This window comes from Alkalibacillus haloalkaliphilus (assembly GCF_007991275.1).
In the GTDB taxonomy this organism is placed as follows: Bacteria; Bacillota; Bacilli; order Bacillales; family Alkalibacillaceae; genus Alkalibacillus; species Alkalibacillus haloalkaliphilus.
The window spans coordinates 47,659-63,350 of the sequence record NZ_BJYA01000004.1 but is presented as its reverse complement, the minus strand read 5'-3'; the positions used below and the strand labels follow the sequence as shown (position 1 = coordinate 63,350).

Sequence of the window (15,692 nt, the reverse complement as noted above, 5' to 3'; positions counted from 1 at the left end):
GGGGGTTAGGGCGTGTGATATGATCTTGCGTCCGACAATTATGGTCGTTAGTCCGGCACTAATGTGGATTCGTCCACATTAAGGGGCTTTCATCCGACATTAACCCTATTCTATTCGATAATAACCGGCGCCTATTCGGTAATAGATCGTTGTATTCGGTAATAACCGGGACCTATTCGGTAATAAATCCTCGTATTCGGTAATAAATCCTCGTATTCGGTAATAAATCCTCGTATTCGGTAATAAATCGTTGTATTCGGTAATAACCGGCACCTATTCGGTAATAAATCCTCATATTCGGTAATAACCCCCACCTATTCGGTAATTATCCATCACCTCCCCATTAGCCCCCACAAACCCTTCAACACCCCACATTGCAAAAGTGTATAAAAGACACGTTAAAAAGTTCATACACTTTGTATATTATCAAACAGCCTCTATCCGCAATATAATAACAATAACAAATAATTTAAAAATTCAGTCATTTGAGAGAAGGGAGGCTTTTACCATGCTGACGTTTGATATTTTAGAGTATCAAGAGCGGCTGAAGAATACGAAGGAACGGATGGCAAGGGAAGGGATTGAGGTGTTACTCATCACCGATCCTGCTAATATGAACTATTTATCGGGGTATGATGCATGGTCGTTTTACGTTCATCAAATGTTGGTTGTGATTATTGATGAACCGCAGCCGATTTGGATTGGGCGCTTAATGGATGCGAATGGAGCTAAAGCAACAACGTGGATGTACGATGAAAACATCATGTCATATCCGGATTATTACGTTCATTCAGAACAGTATCACCCTATGGAGTTTATTGCAGAAATCCTTAATGAAATTGGGCATGGCAATAGACACATTGGAGTGGAGATGGATCAGTATTATTTCTCTGCTAAAGCGTATATGACTTTGCTAAGGAAACTTCCGAATGCAACGTTTAAAGATGCGACGTCACTTGTCAATTGGGTGCGGATCATTAAGTCAGATCAAGAAATAGAGTTCATGCGCCGTGCTGGTAAAATTGCTGAGCAGTCTATGGATGCTGCTGTTTCAGCGATTCATACGGGATCGAGAGAAAATGATGCGGCTGCTGCGATCTATTATGAATTAATAAAAGGAACTGATGAGTTTGGCGGTGACTATCCGTCGATTGTACCAATGCTTCCAACAGGGGAAAACACGTCGACACCGCATTTAACTTGGTCGGAAAGTTATTTTAAAGAAGGGAACGCGGTCATTGTTGAGCTTGGTGGTTGTTATAAACGTTATCATGCGCCATTGGCTAGAACGGTATCAATTGGTCCACCGCCAGAAAGGTTGGAGCGTTTGGGGCATATTGTTCGTGAAGGTATTGAAAATGTGTTAGATCGTGCGAAGCCTGGCATTTATTTAGAAGAATTAGAAGAAGCGTGGCGTGAATCAACGCGCAAGTACGGCATTGAAAAAGAATCGCGTTTAGGTTATTCGATGGGGTTAAATTATCCGCCTGACTGGGGTGAGCATACCGCAAGCATTCGTAAAGGGGATAAAACAGAGCTGAAGCCGAACATGACATTTCATTTTATACCGGGCTTATGGTTTGAAAATGATGGAATTGAGATGAGTGAATCATTTGTCATTACTGATGATGGGGTCGACATGTTAACGAATTACCCACGTGAACTGATTGTTAATAGTCCGTTCCACTTCCCAGATGATAGTAGTGGCATTATTTCATAAAAATTAGGAGGGATTGCAATGACACAATACAAACCAGGTACAAAAGCATTATGGTCCGGAGAACAAGAGCAGCTAAGGTATGGGGCAACTCAAGTTCCAGTCGTTCATAGTGTGTCTTACGGTTATGAAGATATGGATGAGTGGCACGAGATCGCAACTGGACAGCGTGAAGGTCATATTTACGGCCGTAACACGAACCCAACAACGCAAGCATTTGAAGACAAAGTAAAAGAGTTAGAAGGGGCTGAAGCGGCTACAAGCTTCTCTACAGGAATGGCCGCAATCTCTAATACGCTCAACACGTTTTTACGCCCGGGTGATCGAGTTGTTACGATAAAAGACACGTACGGCGGAACGAATAAAATTTTTACAGAGTTTTTACCGAAAAGTGGAGTAGATGTCGTCTTTTGTGAAACAGATGATCATGAAGAAATTGAACGTGAAATCTTAAATGGTTGCCAAGTACTTTATCTAGAGTCTCCGACAAACCCGACGTTGAAAATTATCGACATTGAGCGGGTTGCCAAAGCTGGTCATGATGTTGGTGCTTTAGTGATCATTGACGGCACGTTTGCATCACCTGTTAACCAAAATCCACTTGAGCTTGGTGTTGACCTTGTCTTGCATAGCGCAACAAAATATTTAGGCGGACATTCAGATGCCTTAGGAGGCGTTGTGTGCGGACCGGCAAGTTTAATCGAACAAATTTATCATTACCGTGAAATTAACGGCGCGACATTAAGTCCAATGGCATCATATTTGTTATTAAGAGGAATGAAAACGCTACATTTAAGAGTTAAACAACAAAATGAAAATGCGATGAAAGTCGCGCAATATTTAAAAACGAACGAATGGGTGGAAGATGTTTTTTATCCTGGTTTAGAAGATCATACAGGTCATGATATTGCTAAAAAACAAATGAAAGGCTTTGGCGGGATGCTGAGCTTCTCAGTTAAAGGTGGATTAGAAACTGTCCATCACTTACTGCCGCATATGAAATTAGCAAAAAAAGCAGCAAGTCTCGGCTGTGTGCAAACAATAGTAGGACCACCTAGAACTACGAGTCACGTCGAGTGTACACCAGAAGAACGTGCAGCGATGGGAATTCCAGAAGGCTTAATTCGCTATTCAGCAGGTATTGAAGACATTGATGATTTAATTAATGATCTTGATCAAGCTTTTAAAAAGTTACCGAAAGAATTATACGTTTAAGATAAAAGTCGTCTCTAGATCAGGAGGCGACTTTTGCATATTTTTTCCTAAGACAAGCCATGCTTAAAGGTAGAGGTGATTGCATGAGGGTGCTTGCTCTTGTTTTAATTATTACTTTTACCTTGCAACCAATAAGTTATGCACAAGATGATTTGGATTTTTCATTTGAGCAATTATATGAACGGTTAGGCTATACCGATCTTTTGACAGCGCTTGATCAATTTGATGAAACGTTTAATTATGAAATTAGTTTGCCGAGCAAAATTCCATTCCGTGCTGACAAGTATTTAGGTAGAGTATCCGAACAAGGTTTATCGATCGCGCTTATTGGTGAAGATGATGAGCGTGTTTTTCGCATACATATCTTGAAGGAATCAGTTGAAGTTCCTAATATGAGCGAGCAACGCGTTCTTAAAGACGGGACGACGGTGTATCTTTTTGATGTTGAGGAAAGTGCAGACCCTCATGTTAGCTGGCTTTATATGAAGAAAAATGGTGTGACTTATAGCTTTGTATTAAATGGCTATCGACCTGAAATAAGGCATTATAAATTAATGGGTATTGCTGAATCGGTTGAATGATGAACCCTTGATATGAAAGTAAGTTTGGCAATAGCCAATTCGTTTAAATATTACCATCTTGCTTGCGGTATATTTTCTTTCTTAAATCTAAAAATAGGAGTGCAACATGAAAAAGAAAGGAGCAACAAGATGAAAAAGTTTAACGCTTTTATAATTAGCCTTATAGCTTTGACATTGCTACTTACAGCGTGTCAAACAGGTGATGAAGGTGCGCAACGTCAAACAGGTGACGATACTAATATAACACGACTTGGTACAGGTGATGGTCAAGATGGAAACCGTAATACTCACCCTTACTATAACCGACAAAACCAAGATAACCTGAGGTTCCCTTACGAAAATAATGATACTAATTACCAGCTTCGTGGACGTGAAAACGTCAACGACTGGGAGCCATTCGACTTTAATAACCGAAGAAGTGGCCGACAAGGGCAAGAGGGACAGCAAGGACAACAAGGCCAAGGTGGTTTAGGTGATATTTTAGGTGGTCAAAACCGTGAACAACAGACTGAACGTCGTGACCGTAACCAACAAGGTCAGCAGGGTCAACAAGATCAACAAGAGGAACAACGTGGTCAAGACCAACAGCAAGAGCAAACACCTGACCGTAGTGAGGAAGCAAGAGAACAAGATGAACAGCAAGACGAAACACCTGATGTACAAACAGACCAAAGTGTTATAGAAGAAGTTGTTCGTTTGACGAATGAACAACGTGAACAACATGGTTTAAACCCAGTTGAGTTAGATACAGAATTAACAGACGTTGCACAGCGTAAGTCAGTCGATATGGCTGATAACAACTACTTTAGCCATAATTCACCAACTTATGGTTCACCATTTGATATGTTAGACCATTATGATGTCTCTTATACTGGCGCTTCGGAAAACATCGCAGCAGGGCAACATTCAGCTGAAGAAGCCGTCAATAACTGGATGAACAGTGAAGGACACCGTGAAAATATTCTAAATGAATCATGGACACATATCGGAGTGGGGTATGAAGACAGTGGTAACATGAGCCCATATTGGACGCAAATGTTTATCGTTAAATAAAAAAGACTAAGCACGTGAGCGATTTAAAAGCTTTCACGTGCTTAACTTTTTGTTATAGGACAAATAGGCATTCGCATATATTAAAACGTAATTAGACTATAGGAGTTGATGGCTGCATGCCAAGTGGTACACACCGTGTGGAAGTAAATGTTCCGATTGATGTCGTCTGGGAGTTCGTAAGTCAAATGGACAACTGGGCTCCATTAGTTCCCGGTTATATGCACCATGAAATTATTAATGATCGCAATTCAACGTGGACATTCAAAGGTGAAGTCGGGAAGATGTATAAGACCGTTTCGTTAAAAGTTGAAATTCAAGAATGGATTGAACCAGAAAAAGTAACATTCAAATTGATCGGAATTAATGAAAATGTGATTGGACATGGTTATTTTCAAGCACGAAAATTATTGGACACGAGTACACAAATTAGTGGGAGCTTGGATGTGACAGCGAAAGGGATGAAGGGACCTGTCATTAACTCTGTATTAAAAAGCCTCGTACCACAAACATCACAACGTCTCACAACTGCTGTATCTGATCGAATTTGTGAAATGTCAGTGGCGAAATAGTATTAATAACTCATTCATAAAACGAAAACTCCACTTTAATTGAAGTGGAGTTTTTCATTTTTGCAAAATTATGTTAAAGTTTGAATAGTTTGATATTTAATGATTGGAGAATTATATATGACGTGGATGGATGTTGCGTACAAAGTACTTAAATTTTACTTCGTTTTTTATACTGCTGTTTCTTTATTTTTCATTACGGAAGGGCTTGCTTATCTCATTTCTTTCCTTATTAGCCTCCCAGCTGTTTATGCAATCTTGTTCCTGAATGAAAGAATGACAGCTAATATTTTAATGCTTACTTATGCTGTTTCGCTTTTAGTTTACCCGTTTATTGCTTACGATCAATACGGAATAGGGGCTGTGTTTTCTGTTATTTTATTCGTACCGATCATTATTTACTTCTTGTTTTTGTACAAGGAAGATCATTTATAGGATGAAGTTCTATTGTAAAAACTTCTGCTTTAACTCAGGTGTTGGCATCATACAAGAATCACGTCTGCCGAAAATCTTGTGGCGGTTATGGGCGATGATGTCGTACAAACGGTCTCTAATTGGCTTAGGGATAATTCGAAGCACATAAAGGTACTTCCAAGCGCTGTCCATCTTTTTAACAATTTGGAGGGCACCTGAAGACTTTGTGTACATTTTACCGTTTGTCATAACGATAATACTGTCTAAGTCGTGTTGATCTAATTGGCTTGTAACCCGTTCTCCAAAATCACTTTGTAAAGCAGCAAAGCGGAAATTGTCTCCTGAATCGTGCTTAATTAAAAATTGCACAACCCCGTTACAAAGGTTACAAACACCGTCAAAAAAAATAACAACTTTCATAAAATCCCCTTTCAATTACCACATTGGTTCCTCTTCATTCGATAGCTTATAAATAAATGGCGATAATAAGATCATCGCTGCAATAATGATACCTGCAAGAGCAACGATCCACATAAATGGAACGTCAACTGCATTAAGGAAAACAATCACAATAAATGCGACAATCGTAATATTAAAAGAACGTTTACGACTGCTAGCTGTGTAATATTGTGTTTCACCACAGCTTGGACATTGATGACCGACGCGAGATTTCCAACTAAACGGGAGAGCCTCTTTGTATTTGAATTCGTATTGACAATTTGCACAAGTTAACATGTTTGCTAGCACCTCTTTATGTAACGTTTACTTACCTTTATGGTATCATATTTAATAATAAGAGACGTTAAAAAACGTTTAGTAGGTGATTGGATGACACAAATTTTAGTCGTTGAAGACGAAGCGAAAATTGCTCGTGTGTTAGAGCTCGAACTTGATTTTGAAGGGTATGAGGTTACAAAGGCTGAGACAGGCTATGAAGCACTTGAACAGTTCCGTACTCAAAAATGGGATTTAATTTTACTCGATATTATGCTTCCAGAAATGAGTGGGATTGAATTGCTACGTCGGTTGAGAAAAGATGATGACAAGACGCCAGTCATTATGCTCACAGCTAAAGATGCGGTAGAAGATAAAGTAACGGGTCTTGATTCTGGTGCGCAAGATTATGTCACTAAACCGTTTCAAATTGAGGAGTTATTAGCTCGGATCCGTGTTCATTTAAGGAGCAATACTCAAGAAGTAGAGCAGGGCGATTGGTTGGCATTTGATGAGTTAAAGTTGAACCAATCAACTCGTGAAGTTTATCGCGGGGAGCGCTCAATGGAACTAACGCCAAAAGAATTCGATTTGTTAGTGTATTTAATGGAAAATCGTAAACAAGTACTAACGCGCGAACAAATTTTAGACACTGTTTGGGGCTTTGATTATGTAGGCGATACGAATGTAGTTGATGTGTATATTCGTTATCTTAGAAGAAAAGTCGATCTAACTGATGAAAAGCCGCTAATCCATACTGTTCGTGGTGTTGGTTATGTCATGAAGGATGCTTATGAAGCTAAGAAATAAAATATTCGTCTATACGACAGGGTTATTTATATTACTGTTAATTGCATTTGCGGGTGCGATTTATTATTTGTTTGCAGATCACACTTATGAACGTGAGTTAGATCGGCTTGAAGTGGAAGCTTCAAATATGGTTACCAACTTAACAGATGTCGATGCCAATATTCCAGTGGACGATTTGCTTCGTGCTTATGTGCCTTCTAATGGTTCAATTCGCGTGCTTGATTCAGATTATAATATGATGACGTCGGTTACATCAGGGGAACAAATGACGTTATTTGATGTGTCGATGCCAGAGCAGCGTGGGCGTTTCGTTCAACTTTTTCAAGATGATCAAACGTTAGCGATCGTCCAAGAACCGATGATTTGGCAAGATGGACAAGTTGTTTACGTGCAAGTGATCGAGAATTTATCACACATTGAAGAAACGTTAAACAATTTACAGCTCGTCTTATTGTTTGTTGTGTTAATTGGGGTTGTTCCAGTTGTTGTCTCGGGCAAGCTTTTGGCTGATTTAATCTTAGGGCCTATTCAATCACTGATTCAAACGATGAATGATATTAAAGAAAGTCAAACGTTTAAGCAAATTCCGCTTAAGCGTCAGTCGAAAGATGAACTATACACGATGACAGAAACGTTTAACGATATGATCGCGTTACTTCAAGAGCATTATGAAAAACAAGAACAGTTCGTTTCAAATGCTTCTCATGAACTGAGAACACCAATTACTGTGATTGAGTCTTACGCTAATTTAGTTAAGAGACGGGGGCTTGAACGACCAGAAGTTGTTGAAGAGGCAATTGAAGCTATTGCATCTGAGTCTACCCGCATGAAAGATTTAACAGAACAATTGCTGTTACTAGCTAAACGCGATCAAGATTGGCAAATTCGTTCTGATGAGGTTGATTTAAAAGATCTATTACCAACTATTAGCGAACATTTGTCACAAGGCTATCATCGTGAAATTAAAGTCGATGCTAACAAGTCATTTAAAATTCAAACAGATGAACAAAAGTTAACACAACTGTTATACATTTTGTTAGATAATGCGTTGAAGTATAGTGAAGCACCAGTTGATCTCATGTTGTCTGGTGAACAGAAACCTGTAATTACGATTCAAGATTATGGTGTTGGCATACCAGAATCACATCAATCAAGAGTGTTTGAACGTTTTTACCGCGTGGATGAAGCAAGAAATCGACAGACAGGTGGAAGCGGCTTAGGTCTCACACTGGCAAAAGAAATTACTGATGCTTTGAATATTGATTTACGATTAACGAGTATAGAAGGCCAAGGTACGACAATTAAGTTGTATTTTTAAACGTGTTTTAATTAAATTTTAATCTTTATACGGTATAGTGATTGTAACAATTATTCGATTTATAGTTTTTGAAGGTATTTTTACACATTAAGGATGATTAACATGAAACGAAGACAGGTCGTTTGGTTAGTAGGTGGTTTCGTATTAACCATTTTCATATTCGTCATAGCCCAACAATTTATTTTTTCTCCAGCTTCAGCTGAACAACTGTCACGTGAAGAAGCAGAGCAGCATGTAAATGAACGGTTTGCTGGTGAAATTAAAGGCATACGTGAAACGGCGTCACATTATGAATTTGAAGTTGAATTAAAAACGGGTGTTTATCGTGTTGCTGTTGAGAAGCAACGAGGTCACGTTGAACAGTTAACGCGTGAAGAAGCTTACGAATATGAAGATGAAGTAGAGTTACAACCAGAAACAGAAGTAGACGAAAATCAATCTGAAGAAGTCGAAGAAAATGAAATTACAGAGGAAATGGATGAACCTACTGAAGAAGATGAACCAACGATCTTATCTTACGATGAAATAACATCGATCGCATTAAATGAACAAGAAGGTAACGTTACCGAACTTAACTTAATTGATGAAGATGAGCCATATTATCAGTTAATTATTGAAGATGACGAAATGGTATATGAAATGATGATTGATGCGTATGAAGGAACTGTAGTCTCTTTACAATCTGAAGCTAAAACACCAGACACAGTCGTCTCAGAAGAAGAAGCGGTTGAAATTGTCTTAAGTGAAATTGAAGGGGACGTGACCTACGTTGAGCTTCGTGAAATTGAAGGTAGTTTATATTACTTTATGACAGTCATTCTTAATGAAGAAGAGCAAGCAATTGCTCAAGTTAACGCCTTTTCAGGAGAGATTCATTCAGTTGCTTGGGAAGAACGTGAAGAAGAAAATGATGGTGAGGAAAATGAAGAAGAGGAAGAATGATTTATTCTTCCTCTTCTTCTATGTCTTCTTCCATTCCATCTTCAAGATCTTCTAAATCAACTTCTTCCCATTCGAGATCATTTTCAATCGTCTCAAGATGATTAGAGTCGCTAACAATTTCATAAGCAGCAACACCGTCTTCAGTGAAGAACATGACAGCATCCTCAGACATTTCAATAATATAGTTATCAAAAGAAATAATGTAACTTGAGGCGTCAACCCTTGAATCAGTTCGTCTAATCTCAATGTCCGAAAAGTCATCTAAAATTTGTGAAATAACATCAGAATCTTCTACTTGTACTTCTTGTGAACCTTCAGCGCCACTCCCGCTTAAAATATTGATCTCCTCAACATCGTCTAATTGATTTAAGAAGACTTCGTCAAATGATTGAGCTTCAGGCTCTGGTTCTGAGTAAACGACCATAAATAGGACGATTACTAGAAGTCCTGCGATAATCGAAATAATTAATGTCTTTTTAGTATCCAACGATAACTCCCCCTTGTACTAGATCTTTTAGTTAGTTAATCATATTTTATCATAAATTTTCGGACAAATTTTAATCTTTTTTTAATGTTGTTATCTCCTTTTTCTCATGTTCGTTGATTAGACTAGTCATTGTAGAGTTGAAAACGAGTCATCGTTGGAGGAATTATATGCGTAAAAAAATCTTTTATAGCACATTTGCAGGCACATTCGTCTTAGGAAGCTTTTTCGGTTTTTCGACAGTTGAAACGAAAGAACAACCATATTCAGAAGCAAAAACGGATGCGGAGGCGAATGTGATGTTAGATGCGACAAAATTAATCGGACATAATGAATTACAACAAATCGTCTATGAACAAGTTGAAGGGACAATTGAAAACCTAGAGTTAAATGGACAAGAGCAATTTGAGATTACCGTATCACAAGGCAATTATATTTATGATTTAACGGTTGATGGCGTAAGTGGTAAAGTTGTCTCAATTGATAAGCAACGAGTAAATAGTGTGCAGTCTATTAGTATTGAGGAAGCTAAAAAATATGTCCAAACAACAATTGAAAAGTTAGATGCGATCGAACTAGCATTAGAGACAGTAAACGGTAATCCAGTTCAAGCAGACTTAGTAGAAGAGAAGGGTGACTTAATCTACTTAGTAGTAATCGAGTACGGGGGTCATGAGTATGACGTAAGTGTTGATGCTGTTTCTGGTGTTGTTTTAAATGTAAGTTAAACTTGCTTGTGTCATAAGACAGGCAAGTTTTTCTTTTTTAATAGACATGTTTGTACATCTTGTCTCTATTATAATAATATAGTAGATAGAAGATTGAGAATTCTTGTTTAGGTAGAGGGGGATTAGCTTGAAGGATTTTATACATAGATATGAATATTTAGAGAAGAAAAAAGAACTATACGGCAAAGAGAAAGTTTATGTAAAGAGTACAAACGTAGAGCCACGGCATTTGTATCAATATGGTGATCTTAAAGTCGTCATTCGTGATTTTGATTATTTAACAGAAGACGAAATTAAGCAAGCTTTTGACTATGAAGAGAAAAGGTTATACCCTGAACGGTTCATTCCTCAAGGCACGAACTGTTATGATGAAAATGGTACTTGCCCATTTTGGGATATTAACTTTAACGAAGATGCTGATGCTAATGGGTATTGTCACTATTTAACTCAAGGTGACTGGGAAGAAGAAGCTGACTCAATACTTTATAAAAAGTGCAAAGCTTGTGACATCAATACAGAACAACCAGAACCTAAAGAGACAGCAACACTATTTGAGCTATACGTTAATGGTGAAGTGTATGGTAGTGGTGACACAAACGAAGTACACCAGCTATTTAAACAATTTATTGAACGTGAAGATGTTGAGGATGAAGTTGATTTAAAATTAGTCAAAAAGGAAGAAAAATAAACTTGGACTAGCTCATCTAGTCCAAGTTTTAGTTAGGGCTCATATTCTATTTAAATAGCTTACGAAATGCTTTACCTGTTGTACGACCAGCAACACGACGACCGACGCGGCGCCCAACTCGGCCTTTTCGAACGGCACTGACATCGTTCCAGATGCGTAAAAACTTATAGATGCTCGATTTCAGACTCACTATAATCACCTGCCTGAAACAAAATTATTTATAACTATATTATATATGATTGAAGGCAATTTGAAAAACTGTTAATTATTTCGTTTTACTAGTAATGTTTATAGATGTCTGTTATAAGTATTTTATAAAAGAAACTATGAAAGAGTGTTTAAATGGTTGAGTTTGTTGGGTATTGTTCTAAATGTGATCGAAAAGTTTACTGTGATCATGGATTTTTGGACGGTGAACATGTGAACGGACAATTGGTATGTTCATCTTGTAACAAATAATGTTGGGGGAGGTATCTTTTTGAGCGAACTGTATAAGATCGACGTGGAACAAAGTAACGGAAGCCAGCAATCAATGATGGATTATGAAGGGAAAGTCCTTCTAATTGTTAATACGGCTAGCAAATGCGGATTTACATCACAGTTTGAAGGTTTACAACACCTTTATGAAAAATACGAGAATGACGGTTTCGAGATATTAGGGTTTCCATGTGATCAATTTATGAACCAAGAATTTAGTGAACAAGGTGAAATTGAAAGCTTTTGTAAATTGAACTACGGTGTTACATTTCCAATTTATAAAAAAGTTGACGTTAAAGGGGATGATCAGAGCAATTTGTTCCAATTTTTAACGAGTGAGAAAAAAGGCTTTTTAGGTGGCGAAATTAAGTGGAACTTTACGAAGTTTTTAGTTGACCAAGACGGCAAAGTCATACGACGTTACCCACCACAAACAACACCAGCTAAAATTGAAAGTGATCTTATTAATTTAATAAAAAAATGAAAATTATTGAGTGAAGTAGTCTGATTGATTAAAATTAGACTGCTTTTTTTATGTTTTATAAGGCAAAAAAAGACTTCAGCGTTTTAACTTGTGCTGAAGTCCTTAGGTCATTGATTTTTAACAGGGGTGTGTCCGGCAATAACTCAGTCTCGTCCGACAATAAATAGACTTCATCCGACATTAAAGGCGTGTTGTCCGACAAAAAAGCACGTCGTCCGACAATAACTAAGTCTCGTCCGACACTTTTCCAAACTTTGACCTATTATTAAAATTCTTCTCGAATATTTCGATCACTAAAGATTAGAGCGTTATCGTTAAATCCTAGTGTGAAACTGCCGCCTGGAATGTCTAATTCTGAACGCATTAAGCTAATTATTTCTTTCATATGGTCTTCATCGTCTGATTCTTGTCCTCGATCTAATGTTACACGAATAACTGGTTTAGCTGACTGACCTTGTAGTGAAGGGATATCGTTGCGGTCAATATTTAAATGATGACCAATATCTTTCGGGTAAGTAATCCACATATCATAGACCATATCTGTTCCGAAACGTTCCTCTAGTTCAGCCGTTAGAAATTGTTCTAATTCATATTCCCAAGTTTCAGCTACGTAACTATCCATAAATTCATCGTATTGATTATGGTAATATACTAAAAATCTAAAATGATCATGTTCCTCAGTCTCTACAATCGCAGCATAACGAAATTGTTCATATACTCCAGTGTTATCAAACAGCGTATCAACTACTTCAGTTTGCTGATCGAAGTTTTCATCCAGGTATTGTTCAGCTTCTTCTATTACTTGTTCAGCTTCACCTGAATCTTCAGTTAATCCTAAGTAAGATAAATAGAAGACACCTACTAGTAAAAAGAACACAATAATTAGTCCTGCTATTAATGCTTTTTTCTTTGCATCCATAAGTTCACCTCATTCGATTAATCCAACGTTTATTATAAGGCTTTTTCATCCTGTTCGTAAATTAAAAGTTAAAAAGTACATATAAGTGTTAAATTTTTAGAATTTTTATATTATTATAATAAAAAGGAGGTTGTACCATGGGAGAGGCAATTAAAACGAATCGATCTAGAAAAAAGTTCGTAAAGTGGGGTTTAATCGTTTTATTAATCTTAACAATTGCAGTAGTCGGCGTACTCTTTTATGTTAACGCTTACATAGACAGATCTTTACCACAAACTGAAGGAGCTATTGCTGTAGCGAGTTACACCGAGGAGGTTTCAGAAGAGTTATCATTTGAAGGGGTGACACACGACGTTTCGATTATTCGAGATGAACAAGGTGTGCCGCATATTGAAGCGGAGACTGATGAAGATCTCTTCTTTGCTCAAGGATTTGCCACAGCACAAGACCGTTTGTTCCAAATGGAAATGTCACGAAGACAAGCTTCAGGTGAATTAAGTGAAGTAGTGGGTGACATGGCTGTTGATACAGACAAGTATTTTAGAACACTTGGCTTAAGGAGAGCTGCTGAAAAGTCGTTAGCTGAATATGATGAGGAGGAATTAATGGCGCTAGAAGCTTATGCAGCAGGGGTGAATGCGTATATCACTCATGCTGAAAGTGAAGATAGTATGCCTGTTGAATTCACATTAATGGGTTTAAGTGAGATGCGAGAGTGGACACCACTTGACTCTTTAACCATTGGAAAATTTATGGCCTTTGATTTAGGTGGTCATTGGGAGCGACAAGCGTTTAACTATTATGCTATGCACAACTTTCAAGAGGAAGAAGCGCTTGAACTGTTTCCGACATATCCAGAGAATGGTTCTTCAAACATTTCTGATGAAGAATATATTGATATTACAGCGAGTTTAACGAAAGCAGAAACACCTCATCCGTTTAACGGGAGTAACAATTGGGTTGTTGATGGTAGTAAAACAGAGTCAGGTAAGCCGTTGTTAGCTGATGATCCTCATCTAGATTTAGCGACTCCGTCTATTTGGTACCAAGTTCATTTAGACTCACCGAATTATAATGTGTCCGGTGTTATTTTTGCTGGTATTCCAGGTGTGATCTTAGGTCACAATGAAGAGATTGCTTGGGGTGTAACGAATGTCGGGCCAGATGTTCAGCAACTTTATATTGAACGAAGACATGAAGACGAACCAAATCAGTTTTTATATGATGACGAATGGTATGAAGCTGATGTAATACAAGAGACAATCTATGTAGATGGTGAAGACCCAATTGACTATGAGGTGATTGAAACGGTCAATGGTCCTGTTGTTTCTGAATTTGCAGAAGAAGCTGATGAGCACTTAAATGGTTCAGTCTTTTCGTTAAGGTGGACAGCTTTAGATGCGACAAAAGAGTTATCAGCAGTACTTCAAATGAATAGGGCGTCGAATTGGGAAGAGTTTGAGAAGGCGTTAGAAGACTTTCATGCACCTGCTCAAAATTTTGTCTTTGCCAGTCATGATGGGACAATTGCTTATAAGGCCAATGGTAGAATTCCTATTTATGATCATCCTGATGATGCGTTGTTGCCAATGCCGGGGTGGGATTCAACGTTTGCTTTAGATGATTATATTCCATATGATGAGTTGCCAACTATTGTAAACCCTGACAAAGGCTTTGTCGCTACGGCGAATAACCAGGTCGTTTCAGATGAGTATCCGTACCATATTAGTAATGTTTGGGCTCAGCCGTATAGGTATGACCGAATTCATGAAGTTTTAGAAGAAGGAGAGCAATTGACGGCTGAAGATATGAAAGAGTTACAAATGGATACGAAAAACCTTCAAGCGAGACACTTCATTCCAATCTATACTGATATTTTAGATGCGGTTGAGCTATCTGATGTTGAACAAGAAGCAGTAGACGTCATGTTAGAGTGGAATTTGTATGATGACCGTGAGTTAGCAGGTCCGTTAGTGTTTCATCAATTAGTTCGTGCAGTTGAGGAAGTACTGTTTGCTGAAGATATTCCAGAAGACGTACGGTCAATGTTTAAAGGAAGTGGACAAAATGTTGATCAGTTGATTCAGCGTGCTTATGATGGAGAAGAAGTTCATTGGATTGAACGTCACGGGAGGAGTAGAAGCGTTATTGGACGATGCGATTACGAAAGCCGTTGATGAGATCGTTGAGATACAAGGTGCCAATGTTGGTGATTGGAATTGGGGAGAATTCCATCGGGTCTATTTTGCCCATCCGTTATCAAGTACAGCCTTTCTAGACCGTTTCTTCAATAGTATTGATCCAAAACCTGTCGATGGAAGTAATGTGACGGTTATGGCTGCTTCATTTGGTGATGATGGTATTGTTAGTCACGGTGCAAGTTGGCGTTTTGTAACGGATATGGATGACCCTGAAGCTGGCTATCATATCGTCGGGCCAGGTCAGACAGGTCATTATCGTAGTGATTGGTATGATGACCAAATTGAAAATTGGATAGAAGGAAATTATCATGAAACGAGGATGGATGACTATTCAGGTGAAGAATTAATATTGACAGCTGAGTAAGTTATTGAAAGAGAGGT

At 38.2% G+C, this 15,692-nt stretch carries 17 protein-coding genes and 1 pseudogene; 13 read left to right on the top strand and 5 right to left on the bottom strand.

The window, feature by feature from the left end; all coding sequences use genetic code 11:
• Positions 1 to 508: 508 nt before the first annotated feature.
• From AHA02nite_RS05665 to AHA02nite_RS05640, 6 genes are all read left to right on the top strand, one after another.
• Entirely contained in the window at positions 509 to 1,720 is a 1,212-nt protein-coding gene (locus tag AHA02nite_RS05665; RefSeq protein WP_174758182.1) for a M24 family metallopeptidase, read from the top strand.
• Between the two features lie 18 nt (positions 1,721 to 1,738).
• On the top strand, positions 1,739 to 2,932 hold the full coding sequence (locus AHA02nite_RS05660; protein WP_146815241.1) for a cystathionine gamma-synthase family protein: 1,194 nt from the start codon (positions 1,739 to 1,741) through the stop codon (positions 2,930 to 2,932).
• 83 nt (positions 2,933 to 3,015) lie between these two features.
• Entirely contained in the window at positions 3,016 to 3,513 is a 498-nt protein-coding gene (locus AHA02nite_RS05655) for a hypothetical protein (protein ID WP_146815239.1), read from the top strand.
• Between the two features lie 129 nt (positions 3,514 to 3,642).
• Positions 3,643 to 4,566 carry a CAP domain-containing protein gene (locus AHA02nite_RS15420; RefSeq protein ID WP_176586649.1) on the top strand — a complete coding sequence of 308 codons (924 nt, stop codon included), beginning with the start codon at positions 3,643 to 3,645 and terminating at the stop codon, positions 4,564 to 4,566.
• Between the two features lie 116 nt (positions 4,567 to 4,682).
• Positions 4,683 to 5,135 carry a CoxG family protein gene (locus AHA02nite_RS05645; RefSeq protein ID WP_146815237.1) on the top strand — a complete coding sequence of 151 codons (453 nt, stop codon included), beginning with the start codon at positions 4,683 to 4,685 and terminating at the stop codon, positions 5,133 to 5,135.
• Positions 5,136 to 5,252: 117 nt separating this feature from the next.
• Positions 5,253 to 5,567, top strand: a complete 315-nt coding sequence (locus AHA02nite_RS05640) for a hypothetical protein (RefSeq protein WP_146815235.1) — start codon at positions 5,253 to 5,255, stop codon at positions 5,565 to 5,567.
• A gap of 9 nt (positions 5,568 to 5,576) precedes the next feature.
• Here the strand turns inward: AHA02nite_RS05640 and AHA02nite_RS05635 are convergent, their stop codons facing one another.
• On the bottom strand, positions 5,577 to 5,966 hold the full coding sequence (locus AHA02nite_RS05635; protein ID WP_146815233.1) for a thiol-disulfide oxidoreductase DCC family protein: 390 nt from the start codon (positions 5,964 to 5,966) through the stop codon (positions 5,577 to 5,579).
• Between the two features lie 15 nt (positions 5,967 to 5,981).
• A complete protein-coding gene (locus tag AHA02nite_RS05630; RefSeq protein WP_146815231.1) occupies positions 5,982 to 6,281 on the bottom strand; it encodes a TIGR04104 family putative zinc finger protein in 300 nt (99 codons plus the stop codon).
• Positions 6,282 to 6,374: 93 nt separating this feature from the next.
• Between AHA02nite_RS05630 and AHA02nite_RS05625 the strand changes: the two genes are divergently transcribed.
• The 3 genes from AHA02nite_RS05625 (at position 6,375) to AHA02nite_RS05615 (ending at position 9,330) form a co-directional block, all read left to right on the top strand.
• Positions 6,375 to 7,070, top strand: a complete 696-nt coding sequence (locus tag AHA02nite_RS05625; RefSeq protein ID WP_146815229.1) for a response regulator transcription factor — start codon at positions 6,375 to 6,377, stop codon at positions 7,068 to 7,070.
• A complete protein-coding gene (locus AHA02nite_RS05620; protein WP_170235982.1) occupies positions 7,054 to 8,388 on the top strand; it encodes a sensor histidine kinase in 1,335 nt (444 codons plus the stop codon). The genes AHA02nite_RS05625 and AHA02nite_RS05620 overlap by 17 nt, the downstream gene beginning before the upstream one ends.
• A 102-nt stretch (positions 8,389 to 8,490) precedes the next feature.
• On the top strand, positions 8,491 to 9,330 hold the full coding sequence (locus AHA02nite_RS05615) for a PepSY domain-containing protein (RefSeq protein WP_170235981.1): 840 nt from the start codon (positions 8,491 to 8,493) through the stop codon (positions 9,328 to 9,330).
• Position 9,331: 1 nt separating this feature from the next.
• Here AHA02nite_RS05615 and AHA02nite_RS05610 read toward each other — a convergent pair whose 3' ends face one another.
• Entirely contained in the window at positions 9,332 to 9,817 is a 486-nt protein-coding gene (locus tag AHA02nite_RS05610; protein WP_146815223.1) for a hypothetical protein, read from the bottom strand.
• A gap of 167 nt (positions 9,818 to 9,984) precedes the next feature.
• On the opposite strand from AHA02nite_RS05610, the gene AHA02nite_RS05605 reads away from it, so the two are divergent.
• Positions 9,985 to 10,542: a PepSY domain-containing protein gene (locus tag AHA02nite_RS05605; RefSeq protein ID WP_146815221.1), complete on the top strand. Its 558-nt coding sequence runs from the start codon at positions 9,985 to 9,987 to the stop codon at positions 10,540 to 10,542.
• Between the two features lie 127 nt (positions 10,543 to 10,669).
• Positions 10,670 to 11,230 (top strand): hypothetical protein, encoded by a 561-nt coding sequence (locus tag AHA02nite_RS05600; RefSeq protein ID WP_146815219.1) that lies wholly within the window; start codon positions 10,670 to 10,672, stop codon positions 11,228 to 11,230.
• Positions 11,231 to 11,276: 46 nt separating this feature from the next.
• Here the strand turns inward: AHA02nite_RS05600 and AHA02nite_RS15065 are convergent, their stop codons facing one another.
• Positions 11,277 to 11,420, bottom strand: coding sequence for a hypothetical protein (locus tag AHA02nite_RS15065; RefSeq protein WP_170235980.1), 144 nt, complete (start codon positions 11,418 to 11,420; stop codon positions 11,277 to 11,279).
• A 288-nt stretch (positions 11,421 to 11,708) separates the two neighbouring features.
• Here AHA02nite_RS15065 and AHA02nite_RS05595 point away from each other — a divergent pair, with 288 nt between their 5' ends.
• A complete protein-coding gene (locus tag AHA02nite_RS05595) occupies positions 11,709 to 12,191 on the top strand; it encodes a glutathione peroxidase (RefSeq protein WP_146815217.1) in 483 nt (160 codons plus the stop codon).
• Between the two features lie 265 nt (positions 12,192 to 12,456).
• Here AHA02nite_RS05595 and AHA02nite_RS05590 read toward each other — a convergent pair whose 3' ends face one another.
• Positions 12,457 to 13,110 carry a hypothetical protein gene (locus tag AHA02nite_RS05590; protein ID WP_146815216.1) on the bottom strand — a complete coding sequence of 218 codons (654 nt, stop codon included), beginning with the start codon at positions 13,108 to 13,110 and terminating at the stop codon, positions 12,457 to 12,459.
• 137 nt (positions 13,111 to 13,247) lie between these two features.
• On the opposite strand from AHA02nite_RS05590, the pseudogene AHA02nite_RS05585 reads away from it, so the two are divergent.
• A pseudogene (locus tag AHA02nite_RS05585) lies at positions 13,248 to 15,675 on the top strand (penicillin acylase family protein).
• Positions 15,676 to 15,692: the final 17 nt, after the last annotated feature.

What these genes read in the sequence shown, in the direction of transcription:
- AHA02nite_RS05625 (WP_146815229.1), top strand. Translation starts at nt 6,375, where the DNA reads ATGACACAAATTTTAGTCGTTGAAGACGAAGCGAAAATTGCTCGTGTG.
- AHA02nite_RS05665 (WP_174758182.1), top strand. Translation starts at nt 509, where the DNA reads ATGCTGACGTTTGATATTTTAGAGTATCAAGAGCGGCTGAAGAATACG.
- AHA02nite_RS05630 (WP_146815231.1), bottom strand. Translation starts at nt 6,281, where the DNA reads ATGTTAACTTGTGCAAATTGTCAATACGAATTCAAATACAAAGAGGCT.
- AHA02nite_RS05590 (WP_146815216.1), bottom strand. Translation starts at nt 13,110, where the DNA reads ATGGATGCAAAGAAAAAAGCATTAATAGCAGGACTAATTATTGTGTTC.
- AHA02nite_RS05645 (WP_146815237.1), top strand. Translation starts at nt 4,683, where the DNA reads ATGCCAAGTGGTACACACCGTGTGGAAGTAAATGTTCCGATTGATGTC.
- AHA02nite_RS05620 (WP_170235982.1), top strand. Translation starts at nt 7,054, where the DNA reads ATGAAGCTAAGAAATAAAATATTCGTCTATACGACAGGGTTATTTATA.
- AHA02nite_RS05635 (WP_146815233.1), bottom strand. Translation starts at nt 5,966, where the DNA reads ATGAAAGTTGTTATTTTTTTTGACGGTGTTTGTAACCTTTGTAACGGG.
- AHA02nite_RS05640 (WP_146815235.1), top strand. Translation starts at nt 5,253, where the DNA reads ATGACGTGGATGGATGTTGCGTACAAAGTACTTAAATTTTACTTCGTT.
- AHA02nite_RS05655 (WP_146815239.1), top strand. Translation starts at nt 3,016, where the DNA reads ATGAGGGTGCTTGCTCTTGTTTTAATTATTACTTTTACCTTGCAACCA.
- AHA02nite_RS15420 (WP_176586649.1), top strand. Translation starts at nt 3,643, where the DNA reads ATGAAAAAGTTTAACGCTTTTATAATTAGCCTTATAGCTTTGACATTG.
- AHA02nite_RS05615 (WP_170235981.1), top strand. Translation starts at nt 8,491, where the DNA reads ATGAAACGAAGACAGGTCGTTTGGTTAGTAGGTGGTTTCGTATTAACC.
- AHA02nite_RS05605 (WP_146815221.1), top strand. Translation starts at nt 9,985, where the DNA reads ATGCGTAAAAAAATCTTTTATAGCACATTTGCAGGCACATTCGTCTTA.
- AHA02nite_RS05660 (WP_146815241.1), top strand. Translation starts at nt 1,739, where the DNA reads ATGACACAATACAAACCAGGTACAAAAGCATTATGGTCCGGAGAACAA.